Genomic DNA, 17,864 nt, shown 5'->3' with positions numbered 1-17,864 from the left:
TTGCTTCGAAAACGGCACAGACCTTAAGCTTGGTCGGAATTTAATGCAAATAATTATCAAATAGATTTCAGGATTTTCCTGTGGCAAGGTTCGCCCATGCCGCGGCGCCGCGGCCCCTTCGAGCGAGGAAAACTGCGATGAATACCCTGACTGCACGCGCGCTGCTGGCCGGCCTCTGCATCGCTGCCACTAGCGCCTTGGCCGAACCGTTGCCGCAACGCTGGGTGAGCGCGGGCGGCTCGTTGAGCGAATGGGGCGTCGCCCTGGGTGGCGAGGCCAAGCTGGTGGGTGTCGACACCACCAGCCTGCACCCCGCATCGCTCCAAGCACTGCCGAAGATTGGCTACCAGCGGCAACTGACCGCCGAAGGCATCCTCGAGTTGAAGCCGGACATCCTGCTGGGCAGCGAAGAGATGGGGCCGCCACCGGTGCTGCAACAATTGCGTGCTGCTGGTGTGCGGATCGAGACCCTGTCGGCCAAGGCTGATGAGAACACCCTGCGCGACACCCTTCAGCGCCTGGGCGAACTGCTCGGTGCGCCGGACAGGGCCAGGCAGATGGCGACCGACTTCGACGCACGCCTCGTCGCCCACAGCGCCTGGGTGAAGAAGGCCCAATCCGCACAAACCGAGCCCGGCGTCGTTCTGCTGGTCGGGCACGCCGGAGGCAATCTGCTGGCGGCCGGGCAGGACACTTCCGGTGACTGGCTGATCCAGCACGCCGGCGGCCGGAACCTGGCGACCCACAGTGGTTACAGGGCGCTGTCGACCGAAGCCCTCGCCGCGCTGAACCCGCAGGTGCTGGTGCTCAGTGATCGCGCCCTGGACGGTGACCAGGCCCGCGCCGCTCTGACCCGGCAGAACCCCGGGCTGGCGTCGACCCGCGCGCTGCGTGACGGCCGCGTGCTGGTGCTTGACCCGACCCTGCTGGTCGGTGGCCTGGGGCCGCGCATCCCCGACGGGCTGGCTAGCCTCTCCCGGGCCTTTTATCCTTCCGCCCAGGCCCTGAACACGGAAAGTCGTCCTTGACCCGGATCGTTACCGCTCGACCGCTGTTTCTGTTCCTCGGTTTCCTCCTGCTGCTGGTCGTCTGGCTCTCGCTGGCTCTCGGGCCGGTGAGTTTGCCGCTGGGCGATACGCTACGCGCGCTGGCGTACATGCTCGGGTTGCCCGTCTCCGTTGATGGTCTTGGTCAGGCCGAGTTGATCGTCGGGCAGATTCGACTGCCGCGTACCCTGCTGGGTATAGCTACCGGCGGTGTGCTGGCTCTGGCTGGCGTGGCGATGCAGGGGCTGTTCCGCAACCCGCTGGCCGATCCCGGCCTGATCGGTGTTTCCAGCGGCGCCGCGCTGGGGGCTGCGATCGCCATTGTCTTCGGTGCGTCCTTCGGTGGCTTGCCGGAGGCTTTGGCTCCTTACCTGCTGTCTGCATGCGCCTTTACTGGCGGCCTGCTGATAACGGCGCTGGTTTACCGCTTAGGGCGTCATAACAGCCAGACCAGCGTGGCGACCATGCTGCTCGCCGGCGTCGCACTGACCGCGCTGGCGGGGGCGCTGATCGGCCTCTTCACCTATCTCGCGGATGACGCCACGCTGCGTACGCTGACGTTCTGGAACCTCGGCAGCCTTAATGGCGCGAGCTACCCGCGGCTGTGGCCGCTGCTGCTGATCACCCTGCTGGTGGCCTGCTGGCTGCCGCGCCGGGCGAATGCCTTGAATGCGATGCTGCTGGGCGAATCCGAAGCGCGTCACCTGGGCTTCGATGTCGAGCGGCTGAAAGTCGAACTGATCCTTTGCACCGCGCTGGGCGTTGGGGCGGCAGTGGCCGCCGCCGGGATGATCGGCTTCATCGGTCTGGTGGTGCCGCACCTGCTGCGCCTGATCGTCGGCCCGGATCATCGCGTTCTGCTGCCAGCCTCGATGTTCGGAGGTGCAATCCTGCTGCTACTCGCCGACCTGATCGCGCGGCTGGCGTTGGCGCCGGCGGAACTGCCGATCGGCATCGTTACCGCGCTGATCGGCGCCCCGTTCTTCCTTTACCTGCTGATCCGGGGGCGTTGCTGATGCTGTGTGCAGACAAGCTGCTGGTGAAGCGCGGCACGCAGACCGTCCTGCAGGAGGTGAGCGTGACGCTGCAGCCGGGCGAAGTGCTCGGCGTCCTCGGTCCTAACGGTGCGGGCAAGAGCACCCTGCTCGGCGCGATGAACGGTGAGCTGCCGCTGGCCGGTGGATCGGTGAATCTCGACGGTCGCCCGCTGGAGTCCTGGCAAGGTACCGAGCGAGCCCGCCGGCTGGCCGTACTGCCGCAATCTTCCTCGCTGAGCTTCGCGTTCCCCGTTGAGGCCGTAGTGGGTTTCGGGCGCTTGCCCCACGCTAGTGGCCGTCAGCGCGACGAGGAAATCATCCGCGAAGCCATGGCCGCCGCCGACGCCTCGCACCTGGCCGGGCGCAGCTACCTGGCGCTCTCCGGCGGTGAACGCCAGCGGGTCCACCTTGCCCGCGTGCTGGCGCAACTCTGGCCGGGAGGAACGGAGCAGGTGCTGCTGCTGGATGAGCCGACCTCGGCCCTCGACCCGCTGCACCAGCACACCACGCTGCAGGCGGTGCGTGATTTCGCCGGGCGCGGCGCGGCGGTGCTGGTGATCCTGCACGACTTGAACCTGGCGGCGCGATACTGTGATCGCCTGTTGCTGCTGCACGAGGCGCGCGCGCATCTGCTCGGCACGCCGCACGAAGTGCTGCAGGCCGAGCCGCTGCGCACGGTCTTCGGCCTCGAGGTGCTGGTGCAGGAGCATCCGGAACGCGGCCATCCGCTGATCATCGCGCGCTGAAAGGAGTCGCCATGAACAAGGTCCTGCTGGTCCCGCTGCTGGCTTTCCTGGCCGCCTGCCAGAGTCAGGTGGCGGCGCCGCCGCTGCCGGTCTGGCAGAGTCCGGACGGGCGCGACAGTGCCGAGCTGGGCGTGATCCGCGACTTGCGCAGCGGTGAACGGCTTTCGCCGGCACAACTGCTCGATCAACTGGCTGCCGCACAGCGGGTGATAGTCGGCGAGCAGCACGACAACCCCGATCACCATGCACTCGAGCTCTGGCTGGCGCGCGCACTGGCCGAGCGCCGTCCGAGTGGCAGCGTGCTACTGGAGATGCTCAACCCTGATCAGCAGGGCGCTGTCGCCGCTGTCCAGTCTGCGGCGGCAAAGGGCGCTACGCCGATCGACCTGATCGGTGCGCTGCACTGGCAGCCGGGCTGGGATTGGTCGCAGTACGGTCCGTTGGTGACCTGGTTGGTGAAACAGCCGCCGCCGCTGCTGGCGGCCAATCTGGATCGCAGCGAGGTCGTGGACATCTACCGGAGCAAGCCCCAATTGCAGGGACCAGCCTCCACGGCCGCTCCGGTGCGCGATGCACTGCTGCAGGACATCCGTGATTCCCATTGTGGCCTACTGCCGGACAGCCAGCTGCCGGCGATGCTGGCCGTGCAACAACAACGTGACCGGCGCCTGGCCGAGCGCTTGAAGGCCGCGCCAGAACCTGCCCTGCTGATTGCCGGCGGCTTCCATGCGCGCCGCGATCTCGGCGTTCCTCTGCATTTGCAGGACCTGGATGCCGCTCAAGGGCTGAAGGTGGTGATGCTGGCGGAAGTAGGCAGGGCGGTGGAGCCGGCGCAAGCGGATTTTGTCTGGTACACACCGGGGCAGCCGCCGAAGGATTACTGTGCGCAGATGCGCGGCAGCAATTGAAAGGGCCGAAAGGTCCTTTTTCAGGGGGGTGTGAATGACGGCGGCGCCGAAAATCGCGGGCAAAAAAAGACCCGGCAAAGTGCCGGGTCCAAACCGTGATTAGCCTGATGAGGAGATAATCTGAAGAGTCCGACTGCGTGGTCTCTCGAGCTTATCCTACTGGCCTCGTAGCCAGCGATGTAATAATAACCATTATCATTTGAGAGTCAACACCTTTTCTTCGCACTATCCGAAGAATTTTTCGGTGGCCAGGAAGTCGCTGCGCGGAGGAAAAAATCGAGGCAAAAAAAAGACCCGGCAAAAGTGCCGGGTCGAAACCGTGATTAGCCTGATGAGGAGATAATCTGAAGAGTCCGACTGCGTGGCCTCTTGAGGTTATCGATCTGGCCTCGCGACCAGATGACTCAATAATAATCATTATCATTTGAGAGTCAACCTCTTTTCTGCGGATTTTTTCTCGCCTGCGAAATTCGCCCTGCGTCAACGAAAAAGCCCGGCGCTGGGCCGGGCTTTTCGCAAGAAAGCGGATCAGTCGGGCTGGCGTTGCAGCCGCAGCTGGGTGACTTCCTTGTTCAGCAGGTCGATGCGACGCGCCATGCCTTCGATGAGGCTGTGGGCAATGCGCGGGTTGCTCTGCATCAGGCTGAGGAACTGGTCCTTGGGGATCACCATCACGGTGCATGGCTCGCTGGCGATCACCGAGGCGCTACGCTTCTCGCGGGTGAACACGGCCATGGCGCCGAAGATCTCGTCCTTCTGCACATCGCCAACCTTCTGCCCGTCGACGAAGGCTTCGGCGTGGCCCTCGATGATGATGAACACATGCTCGGCATCGTCACCCTGCTGGATCAGCTGGGCGCCGGCGGCAAAGTGCTGGAATCCGGTGGCCGGGCGAATCTCCGGCTGCTTGAGATGCGCCAGGGCATCCGATAGCAGGGCGGTGTGGCCGATCAGGTAGTGCAGGAACTGCTCCTGACGCTGTTCGTGGTCGTGGATATGGCGAAACACTTCGCTGCGCGAATAGGGGATCAGGCACAGCGGCTCTTCGCTGACGTAGCGGCAGGGCGGCAGTTCGATACCCTGGCGCAAGCCGACCAGGTCGCCTTCCTGCAGGTAGAACAGCGGGCGTTCATCCACCAGGGCATGGACCAGGCCGTTCTCGATGAGGAACAGGTGCTTGCCGGGCAGCTCGCCTTCCAGATCGTCGGAACGCTCCAGGCGGATGGCCTCGCCAGCGGGTTCCAGGCCGGCGAGCAATTGCGCCGGAATGCCCTGCAGGCGATTGATCAGGCGATCGGCGTAAGCAGGTTGTTCACCGAGTAGGTACATGGCCGTAATTCCTTGATATGGCGGCGATCGAGGGCGCACGAAGGGCCCTGAGACCATAAGCGGACAGGCACCTTGCGTAAACATTTTCCCACAGAGCTTGTGAGCTAGCTCTTGTTACGCGCGGGAAATGTCTCTAACTCGCCAAGAAGGGCGGCCTTGTGCGCAGCGGGCAGGTCGTTCCAGTGAACGTCCAGTAGCGCGCCTTCGATGGCATAGAGCAGCACCTTCGACGCGCGGAAGCCCCGTGCTCGCACGGCCCGGTACGCGCCGACCGCCCCCAGGCGACGCAGGTCGCTGGCGCTGTGGATGCCAACGGCGTGCAGCCATTGGGCGGAGGTCTTGCCTAGGTTCTTCAGGTGCAGCAGTTCGTCGTTCATCGTCTGTCCTTGCGATGGGCGCGATGGGTGCCAGGTCTTGAAGGGGCCGAGAACTGCTCGTAGCGGCCGGACACACAGGAAGTGTAGCGGTGGCTGGGAAAAACGTGGCTTTGTGATATCGCCGAGAATGCGGGGCAGGGCAAGGTCGTGGAAGTCGGCCGGGCGGTGTAGCCATTGGCCGGGCGTCGCACAGGGCGACCCCGGCCAATAGGCAGTGGATCAGAGGCCGGGCAGGCGCTGGCGGATGCTGGCGACCAGGGCATCGAGGCTGGCAGCGTCGGGCGTGTCCACACGCTTGCTGTGCTGCTGCTCCTCGGCACTGAGCTCGTCGCGACTGGCCAGTTGCGCCTGGATGACTTCCAGGGTCGCGTCGGACGGGTCGCTGCCTTCGCTCTGGCGCTGCGCCAGCCAGCCAGCGATCACCGCTTCAGGTGCCTGGCAGTCGAGGATGAGGAAGGGCACGCCGGTTTCCTCGGCGATTTCCCACGCGGCAGCGCGCTGCTCGCGCTTGAGGAAGGTCGCGTCCAGAACGACGGGGTAGCCGGCGCGCAGGATGTCCACCGCCAGCTCGTTCAGGCGCTGGTAGGTCGCGCGGGTGGCGTCGGCGTCGTAGATGCCGCCCTTGAGCTGACCTTGCTGATCGACTTTCTGCTCGCCGAACAGGCGCTTGCGCTCCACGTCCGAGCGCAGGCGAATGGCGCCCAGCGCTTCCACCAGGCGCAACGCGACCTGGCTCTTGCCGACCGCCGAAACGCCCTGGGTCACGGCCAGGAAGCGCGACGGGATGGCGCTGTAGCTTTCCGCGAGGTTGGCGTAATTGCAGTACTGGCGCAGGGTGGCGGCCTTCTGCACGGCGTCGGTCTGGTGCGCCAGGCTGAACAGCGCGATCTTGGCGCGGACCAGGGCACGGTAGGCCTTGTAGAAGTTCAGCAGTGCCAGCGACTGGTAGTCGCCGGTGTATTCCAGGTACTGGCTGACGAAGCGTCGCGACAGACACTTCAGGCCGCGGTCTTCCAGGTCCATGGCGAGGAAGGCGTAGTCGGCGGTGACGTCGGTGAAGCGGAACGGCTCGTTGAACTCGATGCAGTCGAACAGCACGACCTTGCCATCGATGATCGCGGCGTTACCCAGGTGGATGTCGCCGTGGCATTCGCGGATGAAGCCGTTCGCCTTGCGCTGCTCGAACACGCCATGCAGGCGCTCGAAGCTGGACTCGGCCCAGGCTTGCAGGGCGTCGAGTTGCAGCAGGTCGGCCTTGTCCGAAAGCATCGGGCGGATCTGTTCGAAGTTCTGCCGTACCGGCGCCATGCAGGCTTCGGGCGTACCCAGCGGGTGCGCGGCAGGGACGACCGGGGTGCGCAGGTGGAAATCGGCGATCTGCTTGGCCAGGCCGTCGATATGCTCGGCGCCCAGTTCTCCGCGGGCTTGCACTTCGCTGAGCAGTTGGCTCTGCGGGAATTCGCGGCACTGGATCATGTACTCGATGGCCGGACCGTCACCGCCCAGCTGCGGAGCGGACTCGCTGCCGGTAATGGCGATCACGTCGAGGTACAGGCCATCGGTCAGGCGCTGGTTAAGGCGCAGTTCTTCCTCGCAGAAGTGCTTGCGCTGAGCGAGGTCGGTGAAGTCGAGGAAGCCGAAATTCACCGGCTTCTTGATCTTGTAGACGTAGGCACCAGTGAGCAGCACCCAGGAAATGTGGGTTTCGATGACCCGGAAACCGCCGACCGGATGGGGGAAAAGGGCGGGGTTCTGCAGGGCTGCGAGTAAGGTCTGGCTCACGTGATGTCCTTTCCGGTCGATTTTTTGAGGTGGGCATTATGGCGGCTGGGTCGGCAGGTGCAAACTCTGCGGCCTCCCGGCAACCAAATGGCCATGTCGGGGTCATAGCTCGGCCACTGCCGTTTCCGCGAGATGCGCGGCAGTTCGCATCAAGCCCGGACGCCCACTGGAGTGGCGTCTGTCCCCTGTGGATAAAGTACGTATAATGCGCCGCCATGACGCGTCCCCGATCTTCCAAATCCCGTAAAAAAAGCGGCAAATCGTCGCCTGCCATACGCAAGTGGCTGGGCTGGGCACTCAAGCTCGGCCTGGTTGGCGTAGTGGTGCTGGCCGGTTTTGCCGTGTACCTCGATGCGGTTGTCCAGGAGAAATTCTCCGGCAAGCGCTGGACCATTCCCGCCAAGGTGTACGCCCGCCCGCTGGAGCTGTTCGTCGGCCTGAAACTGGGCAAGGACGATTTCCTGCGTGAGCTGGACGCCTTGGGCTATCGCCGTGAAGCCACGGTGGCCGGTCCCGGCGCCGTGTCGGTGGCCGGCAATGCGGTCGACCTCAACACCCGCGGCTTCCAGTTCTATGAGGGCGCCGAACCCGCGCAGCGCATTCGTGTGCGCTTCTCGGGCAATTACGTCGCCGGCCTGAGCCGCGCCAACGGCGGCGACCTGGCGGTTGCACGCATGGAGCCGCTGCTGATCGGCGGCCTGTACCCGGCGCACAATGAAGACCGCATCCTGATCAAGCTCGACCAGGTGCCGCCGTACCTGATCGATACCCTGGTTGCCGTGGAGGACCGCGACTTCTGGAGCCATCACGGGGTATCGGTCAAGTCCATTGCCCGTGCCGTATGGGTCAACGCCAGCGCCGGGCAGTTGCGCCAGGGCGGCAGTACGCTGACCCAGCAGTTGGTGAAGAACTTCTTCCTGACCAACGAACGCAGCCTGTCGCGCAAACTCACCGAAGCCATGATGGCGGTGCTGCTGGAGCTGCATTACGACAAGCGCGAAATCCTCGAGGGTTACCTCAACGAGGTGTTCCTCGGTCAGGACGGCCAGCGCTCGGTGAACGGCTTCGGCCTCGCCAGCCAATACTTCTTCAGCCAGCCACTGTCGGAGCTGAAGCTGCCGCAGGTGGCCTTGCTGGTCGGCATGGTGAAGGGGCCTTCCTACTACAACCCGCGGCGCAACCCGGAGCGCGCGCTGGAGCGCCGCAACGTGGTGCTCGACGTGCTCGCCGAGCAGGGCGTGATCAGTGTCGACGAAGCCGCTGCCGCCAAGCAGGCGCCGCTGGGTGTGACCCGCCAGGGCAGCATGGCCAACAGCTCCTACCCGGCCTTCCTCGATCTGGTGAAGCGTCAGCTGCGCGAGGATTACCGCGACGAGGACCTGACCGAGGAAGGCCTGCGCATCTTCACCAGCTTCGACCCCATCCTGCAGATGAAGGCCGAATCCGCCGTCAGCGAAACCTTCAAGCGCCTGGAAGGGCGCAAGGGCGTCGCTGAAACCGAAACCGCGATGGTCGTGACCAATCCGGAAACCGGTGAGATTCAGGCATTGCTCGGCAGCCGCGACCCGCGCTTTGCGGGCTTCAACCGAGCCATCGACGCGGTGCGGCCGATCGGCTCGCTGGTCAAGCCGGCGGTCTACCTGACCGCTCTTGAGAAACCGAGCCAGTACACCCTGACCAGTTACATCCAGGACCAGCCGTTCCAGGTGAAGGGCAAGGATGGCCAGGTCTGGACGCCAAAGAACTACGAAGGCACCGCCAACGGCACCATCTTCCTCTACCAGGGGTTGGCCCGTTCGCTGAACCTGTCCACCGCCAGACTGGGTCTCGACCTGGGCGTGCCGAACGTCCTGAAGACGCTGGAGCGCCTGGGCGTGTCGCCGAACTGGCCGGCCTATCCGTCGATGCTGCTGGGGGCCGGGGCGCTGAGCCCGATGCAGGTGGCGACCATGTACCAGACCATCGCCAGCGGTGGTTTCAATACGCCGCTGCGCAGTATTCGCAGCGTGCTGGCGGCCGACGGGCAGCCGCTCAAGCGCTATCCGTTCCAGGTCCAGCAGCGCTTCGATCCGGGTGCCATCTACCTGCTGCAGAGCGCCATGCAGCGCGTGATGCGCGAAGGTACCGGTCGCTCGGTCTACAACCAGCTGCCGGCGTCCCTGACGCTGGCGGGCAAGACCGGTACCACCAACGATTCCCGCGACAGCTGGTTCTCCGGTTTCGGTCAGGACCTGCTGGCAGTGGTGTGGATCGGCCGCGACGACAACGGCAAGACGCCGCTGACCGGCGCCACCGGCGCGCTGCAGATCTGGACCAGTTTCATGCGCAAGGCCGACCCCGCGCCGCTGGACATGCCGATGCCGGAAAACGTCGTACAGGCCTGGGTTGATCCGCATACCGGACAGGGCACTGATGCCAGCTGCCCAGGGGCCGTGCAGATGCCTTATATTCGTGGAAGCGAGCCTGCGCCTGGCGCAGGTTGCGGAAACCAGACGCCGGCCGGCGAAGTCATGGACTGGGTGCGCGGCTGGCTGAACTGATGCAAGAGGATTGGAAGTGAGAAAAGCTTGGTTTGCAGCGTCGGCGACTCTGGCGCTTCTGTCCGGTTGTGCGACTCCGCAGCACGGTGCGATTCCCGTGCAGGACTCCGGTACCTCCGTTTCCAACTCGGAACGTGTCGGCCGCAGCGGTGGCAACGCCCAGGCGCCGGTACGTGCCGGCGCAGGCCAGAGCATCCCCCAGGGGGACTCCGGCGTGACCGTGATGGTGCCGCAGGATGCCGGCATGGCGCCGATCCAGACCTTCCCGGCACAGACCGGCGCCGCGCCTATCAGCACCGCGCCGATGACCACGGCGCCGGGCGGCACCGGCTCGCCTTATTCCTCGCAGCAGCCGATCTCTACCAGCGGCGGCATCACCTCCAGCGGTGGCTTCCAGTCGCAGACCTACCAGCAGCCGGTCTACCAGACGCAACAGACCGCCCCGGCGAAACAGGGCAGCAGCTACCAGGGGCCGTCAGGGATTCCGTCCAGCAATTCCGGCCTGGCGGCGGACGAGCAACTGGATGGTCCTGTGCTTGCGCTGCTGACCTCCGCCTCGCAGCAGCAGGGCGGTGGTGATCTGAACGGCGCTGCCGCGAGCTTGGAGCGTGCCCAGCGCATCGCTCCTCGGGAGCCGCAGGTGCTCTACAAGCTGGCCCAGGTTCGTCTGGCCCAGGGCGATGCCGCGCAAGCCGAACAGGTCGCGCTGCGTGGCTTGTCGCTGGCCAACGGTCGCCCGACCATGCAGGCCAGCCTGTGGGACTTGATCGCCAAGTGCCGTGACCAGCAGGGTAACGCCGCTGGTGCAGCCGAAGCGCGCCAGAAAGCCAAGGTAACCCTCTGATGGACGGGCGCGTGCTCGCCATCGCCGACCAGTTGCTGCTGATCGAGCGGGAGCTGCGTGCAATCGGGATGTGGGGAAGCGAAAGCCCGTCGACGGACAGGCTTTCCAGCGTCGAGCCCTTCTGCGTGGATACGCTGGCGCTGGAAGAATGGCTGCAGTGGATCTTCCTGCCGCGGATGAAGTTGATCATCGAGAGCGGCGCAGACCTGCCCAGTGCTTCGGGCATCCGCGCCATCGCGGAAATGGCGTATGCCAACGAAGGCGCGCGCGTTGCTGCGCTGCTGGACGCGCTGGGCGCCTTCGATCAGTTGATCAGCCCGGCGCCCTGAGGGGCGTCAGTTGCAGTTCTCGCGGATACTCTTCTCGCTGCCCGCGATGCGCGCCTGGCGCTCTTCTTCAGTGATCCGGCGCAGCTCGCCATTGCCGTCATCCACGCGGATGCGCGGGTTGTTCTTCAACTGAGCTACATCATTACGCAGCTTGTCGCACTGCTTGAGGCGCTCGGCTTCCTGCTGCGCCACTTCCTGGCGGACCTTTTCATCGGCGGCCTTCTGCTTTTCGTCCGCGCTGGGCGGAAGCGTCGGCTTGGTGGCGGCAGGCGGCGGGAAGTTGCTGCTGGCCTTGGGTGGTGCGGAGTTGGTGTTCACCGTTGCGGCATCGGTGCCTTCGGGCGGCTGAGCGCCGAAGTGGGTGACGCCCTGGGCGTCGACCCATTTGTAGACCTGCGCGGCCATCACGGTCGGTGCCAGTGCGAGCAGCAGGCTGCCCATGAAAATCGTCCGTCGCATGCGTTGTCGGTCCTTGGGGTGCGGAGTCTGCCGGTAACTATAACCAAAACGTGCGCGTATTCACTCTGAGAAAGTTCACATCCCCGCGTCATTCAAAGCCATATATGGCTTGACTTGCCCGCCTCGTTTCAGAAGAATCCAAGGTTCGCTGCAGTGGGCCGGCCGCAAGCTGGTTTTACTCGGCAGACAAGAGGTGCTACCCGCGCCGCAAAGTTTCACCCTGTTTCGCGTTACCTCGCGCTGGGTGGAGGCTCTCCGTAACACAAACAGGAGCGTCTCCAGGTTCTGCTCTATCGGCAGTCGACGTAGCCGGCGATTACATTCGCCCATGTCTGCCGGGCAGCCATCCAAGTCGGTCCCCCACGTTGGGGGTTTCCGTATATAGCGTTCTAGAGGTGACAACGTGGAACTTTTATCCGGCGCTGAAATGGTCGTCCGCTCCCTGCGTGACGAAGGCGTTAAGTACATCTACGGGTACCCGGGCGGTGCCCTCCTGCATATCTACGACGCTCTCTTCAAAGAGAACGAAGTCACCCACATCCTGGTTCGCCACGAACAGGCCGCCACCCACATGGCCGACGGCTATGCGCGCGCCACCGGCAAGCCGGGCGTGGTGCTGGTGACCTCCGGTCCCGGCGCGACCAATGCCGTCACCGGCATCGCCACTGCCTACATGGACTCCATCCCGATGGTGGTGATCTCCGGCCAGGTGGCGAGCAACATGGTCGGCACCGACGCCTTCCAGGAAACCGACATGGTCGGTATCTCGCGTCCGATCGTGAAGCACAGCTTCATCATCAAGCACCCGTCGGAGATCCCTGAGGTCATCAAGAAGGCCTTCTATATCGCCCAGTCCGGCCGTCCCGGCCCGGTGGTGATCGATATTCCGAAGGACATGGGCGATCCGACCCAGAAGTTCGAGTACAACTACCCGAAGAAGGTCAAGCTGCGCTCCTACAGCCCGGCGGTCCGTGGCCACTCCGGTCAGATCCGCAAGGCCGCCGAGATGATGCTGGCCGCCAAGCGCCCGATCATCTACGCCGGTGGTGGCGTGATCATGGGCAATGCCGCCGAGCCGTTGACCGAAGTCGCGCGCATGCTCAACGTGCCGGTCACCAACACCCTGATGGGGCTGGGTGGCTATCCGGGTACCGACCGCCAGTTCGTCGGCATGCTCGGCATGCACGGCAGCTACACCGCGAACCTCGCGATGCACCACGCTGACGTGATCTTCGCCGTCGGTGCACGGTTCGACGATCGCGTGATCAACGGCGAGACCGCTGCCAAGTTCTGCCCGAACGCCAAGATCATCCACGTCGACATCGACCCGGCTTCGATCTCCAAGACCGTGAAGGCCGACATCCCGATCGTCGGCCCGGTGGACAGTGTCCTGACCGAAATGGTCGCGATCCTCAAGGAAATCGGCGAGACCCCGAACAAGGAAGCCCAGGCTGCCTGGTGGAAGCAGATCGAGGAATGGCGCGGCAGTCGTGGCCTGTTCCCGTACAACATGGGCGACGGCAGCATCATCAAGCCGCAGACCGTGATCGAGACTCTCTGCGAGGTCACCCACGGTGATGCTTTCGTCGCTTCCGACGTGGGCCAGCACCAGATGTTCGCGGCGCAGTACTACCGCTTCAACAAGCCCAATCGCTGGATCAACTCCGGCGGCCTGGGCACCATGGGCTTCGGCTTCCCGGCTGCCATGGGCGTGAAGCTGAACTTCCCCGAAGCCGACGTCGCCTGCGTGACCGGTGAAGGCAGCATCCAGATGAACATCCAGGAGCTGTCCACCTGCCTGCAGTACGACCTGCCGGTGAAGATCGTCAACCTGAACAACGGTGCGCTGGGCATGGTCCGCCAATGGCAGGACATGCAGTACAACAGCCGTTATTCGCACTCCTACATGGAATCGCTGCCGGACTTCGTCAAGCTGGCTGAAGCGTATGGCCACGTCGGCATGCGCATCACCGACCTGAAGGACCTGAAACCGATGATGGAAGAAGCCTTCGCGATGAAGAATCGCCTGGTGTTCCTCGACATCCAGGTCGATACCAGCGAGCACGTCTACCCGATGCAGATCCGCGGTGGTGCGATGCGCGACATGTGGCTGAGCAAGACGGAGCGTACCTGATCATGCGACACATCATTTCCCTGCTGCTGGAAAACGAACCCGGCGCGCTCTCCCGCGTGGTCGGTCTGTTCTCCCAGCGCAACTACAACATCGAAAGCCTGACCGTCGCCCCGACCGAGGATCCGACGCTGTCGCGCCTGACCCTGACCACCGCCGGTCAGGATGAGGTCATCGAGCAGATCACCAAGAACCTCAACAAGCTCATCGAGGTGGTAAAACTGGTGAATCTCTCGGAGAGCGCGCACATCGAGCGCGAGCTGATGCTGGTGAAGGTGAAGGCCACCGGCGCCCAGCGCGCCGAGGTCAAGCGCACCACCGACATCTTCCGCGGGCAGATCGTCGACGTCACCAGCAGCGTCTACACCGTGCAGCTGGCGGGTACCAGCGACAAGCTGGACAGCTTCATCCAGGCCATCGGCACCGCGTCGATCCTTGAAGTCGTCCGCAGCGGCGTCACCGGCATTGCCCGTGGCGACAAGACTCTCAGCATCTGATTTGAAATACGGCCCACGAGGCCAACTGACAGGGGATTACCCAAATGCGCGTTTTCTACGATAAAGACTGTGACCTCTCCATCGTTCAGGGCAAGAAAGTTGCCATCATCGGTTACGGTTCCCAGGGCCACGCCCACGCCTGCAACCTGAAAGACTCCGGCGTCGACGTTACCGTCGGCCTGCGTGCGGGTTCTTCTTCTGTTGCCAAGGCTCAGAACCACGGCCTGAAAGTTGCCGAAGTGGCCGAAGCCGTTGCCGCTGCCGATCTGGTCATGATCCTGACCCCGGACGAATTCCAGGGCCGCCTGTACAAGGACGAGATCGAGCCGAACCTGAAGAAGGGCGCTACCCTGGCCTTCGCTCACGGCTTCTCCATCCACTACAACCAGGTCGTACCGCGCGCTGACCTCGACGTGATCATGATCGCGCCGAAGGCCCCGGGTCACACCGTTCGCTCCGAGTTCGTCAAGGGCGGCGGCATCCCTGACCTGATCGCTATCTACCAGGACGCTTCGGGCAATGCCAAGAACGTCGCCCTGTCCTACGCCTGCGGCGTCGGCGGCGGCCGTACCGGTATCATCGAAACCACCTTCAAGGACGAGACCGAAACCGACCTGTTCGGCGAGCAGGCCGTTCTGTGCGGCGGTTGCGTCGAGCTGGTGAAAGCCGGTTTCGAAACCCTGGTCGAAGCCGGTTACGCTCCGGAAATGGCCTACTTCGAGTGCCTGCACGAACTGAAGCTGATCGTTGACCTCATGTACGAAGGCGGCATCGCCAACATGAACTACTCGATCTCCAACAACGCCGAATACGGCGAGTACGTGACCGGCCCGGAAGTCATCAACGCCGAATCCCGTCAGGCCATGCGTAATGCTCTGAAGCGCATCCAGGACGGCGAATACGCGAAGATGTTCATCTCCGAAGGCGCCACCAACTACCCGTCGATGACCGCCAAGCGCCGCAACAACGCCGCTCACGGCATCGAAGTCATCGGCGAGCAACTGCGCGCCATGATGCCGTGGATCGCTGCCAACAAGATCGTCGACAAGACCAAGAACTAAGGTCCTTTCGACAAACGAGGAAACGCGGCGCTTGCCGCGTTTTTTCGTTTAGGGGCGGTGATCTGGTATAAAGCGAGGGCGCCGAATGGTTCTACGCACTAGCGTGTTCCGGCGAATTTCAGCCTCAACGAGTTCTCAAGGAATCGTCCATGAGTGAAGGTCACGAGGAGCCGAACAAGGCTTCCGACACCGAAGAAAGCCTGCTGCCTATCGATGAGCACATCGAGGAGGGGCATGACGCAGAGGGTCGCAAGGTTCGTCATCGCGGTATCTACCTGCTGCCCAATCTGTTCACCACCGCGGCACTGTTCACCGGCCTGTACGCCATCATCAATGCCATGAACGGCGATTTCTCCAACGCCGCCATCGCCATCTTTGTCGCCATGGTCCTCGACGGCCTGGACGGTCGCGTGGCCCGCCTCACCAATACCCAAAGTGCCTTCGGTGCCGAGTACGACTCGTTGTCCGACATGGTTGCCTTTGGTGTCGCTCCGGCGCTGGTTGCCTTCGAGTGGGCGCTTAGCAGCCTGGGCAAGGTCGGCTGGATGGTCGCCTTCATCTATGTGGCGGGTGCTGCACTGCGTCTGGCGCGTTTCAATACCCAGGTGGGCAAGGCCGACAAGCGCTACTTCATCGGTCTGGCCAGCCCGGCTGCGGCGGCGCTGGTTGCCGGTACGGTGTGGGCGTTCGCCGATTTCGATGTGCAGGGCGCCAAGGTTTCCCTGCTGGTTGCGCTGATGGTCGCTGCCGCCGGCATGCTGATGGTCAGTAATATCAAGTACTACAGCTTCAAGGATCTCGACCTGCGTGGCCGCGTGCCATTCATGGCGATTCTGGTGGTGGTGCTGGCATTCGCCGTGGTCTTCACCGATCCGCCGCGCATCCTGCTCCTGCTGTTCCTTGCATACGCCACTTCCGGCCCGGTGCAATACTTGTTGCAATTGCGCCGTCGCAAGCAGCCGCCTGCCGTGTAATTTCCAGCGGGCTCCGCAGTCTACTGGCGTATAACAGCCAGTCGTTGCGGAGCCCGTCATGCTGATCAAGTCGTCCTGCCTGTCCGATTGCCACGAATCGGAAGTCACTCCCGAATCCCTCTATCTGTCCCGTCGCCACTTCCTCGGCGGTGCGATGGCGGCTGCCGCTTTGTCCGGATTGCCGTGCCTGAGTCTTGCCGAAAGCGGTCGCTATGCCGATGTCACCGAGGCGCCTGCACCGTACTGGCTGGCCGAAAAGTTGTCCGCTACCCGCTGGGATGCCGTAACGGTAAAAGATGAGTCCATCACACCGTTCAAGGACGCGACTACCTACAACAACTTCTACGAGTTCGGCCCCGACAAGGGCGATCCCGCTGCCAATGCCGGTGCCCTGAAGACCGAGCCGTGGTCGGTGGTGATCGATGGGGAGGTGGGCAAGCCCGGAAAGTATGGGCTCGAGGACTTCATCAAGCCTTATCAACTGGAGGAGCGTATCTACCGGCTGCGCTGTGTCGAAGCCTGGTCGATGGTTATTCCCTGGATAGGCTTCCCGATTTCCGATCTGATCAAGCGCGTGGAGCCGACCAGCAAAGCGAAGTACGTACGCTTCGAAACGCTGGTGGATCGCAAGGACATGCCGGGTGTGCAGTCCAACTTCGCGCTGATCGACTGGCCCTATGTGGAGGGGCTGCGTATGGACGAGGCAATGCATCCGTTGGCGATATTGGCGGTCGGCATGTATGGCCGGGTACTGGCGAACCAGAACGGTGCGCCGCTTCGCTTGGTAGTGCCGTGGAAGTATGGTTTCAAGGGCGCCAAGTCCATCGTGCGGATCAGCTTCGTTGAAGAGCAGCCGAAGACCACCTGGCAAAGCCTGGCTTCTGACGAGTACGGCTTTTATGCCAACGTAAATCCGACTGTGGATCATCCCCGCTGGAGTCAGGCGCGCGAGCGTCGTTTACCCAGTGGACTATTCAGCCCCAATGTTCGTCCCACTCTCATGTTCAACGGCTACGCCGATGAAGTCGCTTCGCTCTATGCGGGCATGGACCTGAGGAAGGATTACTGATGCGCTATCCGTTCTGGCGGGCCGGAGTTTTTCTGGCTGCGCTGCTGCCGCTGCTCTATTGGCTGTATCAAGCTTGGATCTTCGATCTCGGTCCGGACCCGGGCAAGGCATTGGTCGACCGGCTGGGGCAGGGGGGGCTGATCCTGTTGCTCATTACCCTGGCCATGACTCCCCTGCAGAAGATCACTCGCTGGGGTGGTTGGATACAGGTCCGGCGGCAACTTGGGCTATGGTGCTTCACCTATATAGTGCTGCACCTGAGTGCCTATGCGGTGTTCGTCCTGGGATTGGACTGGGCGCAGTTGGGTATCGAATTGCGCAAGCGGCCCTACATCATTGTCGGGTTCACTGCCTTTCTGGGGCTGTTGTCGCTGGCCGTTACCTCCAACCGCTACAGCATGCGAAAGCTGGGGACGGGCTGGAAGAAGCTGCATCGCCTGATATATGTCATCCTCGGTCTGGGATTGCTGCATATGCTGTGGGTCGTGCGGTCCGATCTGGAGCGTTGGGCGATCTATGCAGCCATAGGCTTGATCCTGATGCTGCTACGGACGCCGCCGGTGGCCCGTCGTCTGCCACTGCTGAGAGGCCGCCTGGCAGCTAATTGAAGAAAGTTTAAATTAGTCGTTGACGGCCCATTTAAACTCCCTATAATGCGCACCACTCCCAGCGACGAAGCGCTGAAAGAACTTGAAAATCAAGTACTTACAGAGATTCGAAGTTGAGAGTGGTGGT

At 63.2% G+C, this 17,864-nt stretch carries 17 protein-coding genes; 13 read left to right on the top strand and 4 right to left on the bottom strand.

What is annotated here, in order from left to right; translation table 11 throughout:
* Positions 1 to 137: 137 nt before the first annotated feature.
* Genes MJ122_RS20360 through MJ122_RS20345 form a run of 4 tightly spaced genes read left to right on the top strand, consistent with a single transcriptional unit; the run spans position 138 to position 3,737 of the window.
* Positions 138 to 1,028 (top strand): ABC transporter substrate-binding protein, encoded by an 891-nt coding sequence (locus MJ122_RS20360; RefSeq protein ID WP_239745858.1) that lies wholly within the window; start codon positions 138 to 140, stop codon positions 1,026 to 1,028.
* A gap of 50 nt (positions 1,029 to 1,078) precedes the next feature.
* Positions 1,079 to 2,062, top strand: a complete 984-nt coding sequence (locus tag MJ122_RS20355; RefSeq protein WP_239746033.1) for an iron chelate uptake ABC transporter family permease subunit — start codon at positions 1,079 to 1,081, stop codon at positions 2,060 to 2,062.
* Entirely contained in the window at positions 2,062 to 2,829 is a 768-nt protein-coding gene (locus tag MJ122_RS20350; protein ID WP_239745857.1) for a heme ABC transporter ATP-binding protein, read from the top strand. The genes MJ122_RS20355 and MJ122_RS20350 overlap by 1 nt, the downstream gene beginning before the upstream one ends.
* Before the next feature lie 11 nt (positions 2,830 to 2,840).
* Complete coding sequence (locus MJ122_RS20345) at positions 2,841 to 3,737, top strand: ChaN family lipoprotein (RefSeq protein WP_239745856.1); 897 nt, start codon at positions 2,841 to 2,843, stop codon at positions 3,735 to 3,737.
* Positions 3,738 to 4,265: 528 nt separating this feature from the next.
* Here MJ122_RS20345 and MJ122_RS20340 read toward each other — a convergent pair.
* From MJ122_RS20340 to MJ122_RS20330, 3 genes are all read right to left on the bottom strand, one after another.
* Entirely contained in the window at positions 4,266 to 5,066 is an 801-nt protein-coding gene (locus MJ122_RS20340) for a cyclic nucleotide-binding domain-containing protein (RefSeq protein WP_017516318.1), read from the bottom strand.
* Between the two features lie 104 nt (positions 5,067 to 5,170).
* The gene (locus tag MJ122_RS20335) at positions 5,171 to 5,443 is read right to left on the bottom strand and encodes a TfoX/Sxy family protein (RefSeq protein WP_017516319.1); all 273 of its coding nucleotides are present in this window, start codon (positions 5,441 to 5,443) and stop codon (positions 5,171 to 5,173) included.
* A 219-nt stretch (positions 5,444 to 5,662) separates the two neighbouring features.
* Positions 5,663 to 7,225, bottom strand: a complete 1,563-nt coding sequence (locus tag MJ122_RS20330; RefSeq protein ID WP_239745855.1) for a bifunctional aminoglycoside phosphotransferase/ATP-binding protein — start codon at positions 7,223 to 7,225, stop codon at positions 5,663 to 5,665.
* A 215-nt stretch (positions 7,226 to 7,440) separates the two neighbouring features.
* Here MJ122_RS20330 and mrcB point away from each other — a divergent pair, with 215 nt between their 5' ends.
* From mrcB to MJ122_RS20315, 3 genes are read left to right on the top strand one after another with little or no spacing between them, the layout of a single operon-like run.
* On the top strand, positions 7,441 to 9,765 hold the full coding sequence (mrcB, locus tag MJ122_RS20325; protein ID WP_239745854.1) for a penicillin-binding protein 1B: 2,325 nt from the start codon (positions 7,441 to 7,443) through the stop codon (positions 9,763 to 9,765).
* A 16-nt stretch (positions 9,766 to 9,781) separates the two neighbouring features.
* Positions 9,782 to 10,609 carry a tetratricopeptide repeat protein gene (locus tag MJ122_RS20320; RefSeq protein WP_239745853.1) on the top strand — a complete coding sequence of 276 codons (828 nt, stop codon included), beginning with the start codon at positions 9,782 to 9,784 and terminating at the stop codon, positions 10,607 to 10,609.
* Positions 10,609 to 10,938, top strand: coding sequence for a YqcC family protein (locus MJ122_RS20315; protein ID WP_017516323.1), 330 nt, complete (start codon positions 10,609 to 10,611; stop codon positions 10,936 to 10,938). Before MJ122_RS20320 ends, MJ122_RS20315 begins: the two co-directional genes overlap by 1 nt.
* Positions 10,939 to 10,944: 6 nt before the next feature.
* Here MJ122_RS20315 and MJ122_RS20310 read toward each other — a convergent pair whose 3' ends face one another.
* Positions 10,945 to 11,397, bottom strand: coding sequence for a DUF4124 domain-containing protein (locus tag MJ122_RS20310; RefSeq protein ID WP_172419159.1), 453 nt, complete (start codon positions 11,395 to 11,397; stop codon positions 10,945 to 10,947).
* A gap of 403 nt (positions 11,398 to 11,800) precedes the next feature.
* Here MJ122_RS20310 and MJ122_RS20305 point away from each other — a divergent pair, with 403 nt between their 5' ends.
* The 6 genes from MJ122_RS20305 (at position 11,801) to msrQ (ending at position 17,737) form a co-directional block, all read left to right on the top strand.
* Positions 11,801 to 13,531 carry an acetolactate synthase 3 large subunit gene (locus tag MJ122_RS20305; RefSeq protein ID WP_088416410.1) on the top strand — a complete coding sequence of 577 codons (1,731 nt, stop codon included), beginning with the start codon at positions 11,801 to 11,803 and terminating at the stop codon, positions 13,529 to 13,531.
* A gap of 2 nt (positions 13,532 to 13,533) precedes the next feature.
* Positions 13,534 to 14,025 (top strand): acetolactate synthase small subunit, encoded by a 492-nt coding sequence (gene ilvN / locus MJ122_RS20300; RefSeq protein WP_017516326.1) that lies wholly within the window; start codon positions 13,534 to 13,536, stop codon positions 14,023 to 14,025.
* 44 nt (positions 14,026 to 14,069) lie between these two features.
* Complete coding sequence (ilvC, locus tag MJ122_RS20295; RefSeq protein ID WP_017516327.1) at positions 14,070 to 15,086, top strand: ketol-acid reductoisomerase; 1,017 nt, start codon at positions 14,070 to 14,072, stop codon at positions 15,084 to 15,086.
* Positions 15,087 to 15,235: 149 nt separating this feature from the next.
* The gene (gene pssA / locus MJ122_RS20290) at positions 15,236 to 16,060 is read left to right on the top strand and encodes a CDP-diacylglycerol--serine O-phosphatidyltransferase (RefSeq protein ID WP_017516328.1); all 825 of its coding nucleotides are present in this window, start codon (positions 15,236 to 15,238) and stop codon (positions 16,058 to 16,060) included.
* Positions 16,061 to 16,118: 58 nt separating this feature from the next.
* A complete protein-coding gene (msrP, locus tag MJ122_RS20285; protein WP_239745852.1) occupies positions 16,119 to 17,129 on the top strand; it encodes a protein-methionine-sulfoxide reductase catalytic subunit MsrP in 1,011 nt (336 codons plus the stop codon).
* On the top strand, positions 17,129 to 17,737 hold the full coding sequence (gene msrQ, locus MJ122_RS20280) for a protein-methionine-sulfoxide reductase heme-binding subunit MsrQ (RefSeq protein ID WP_239745851.1): 609 nt from the start codon (positions 17,129 to 17,131) through the stop codon (positions 17,735 to 17,737). The genes msrP and msrQ overlap by 1 nt, the downstream gene beginning before the upstream one ends.
* Positions 17,738 to 17,864 lie beyond the last annotated feature (127 nt).

It is taken from the genome of Pseudomonas sp. DP-17, assembly GCF_022380625.1.
GTDB lineage: Bacteria > Pseudomonadota > Gammaproteobacteria > Pseudomonadales > Pseudomonadaceae > Pseudomonas > Pseudomonas nitroreducens_A.
Note: the sequence above shows the minus strand (reverse complement) of the source record. Positions and strands in the feature narration are given on the sequence as shown.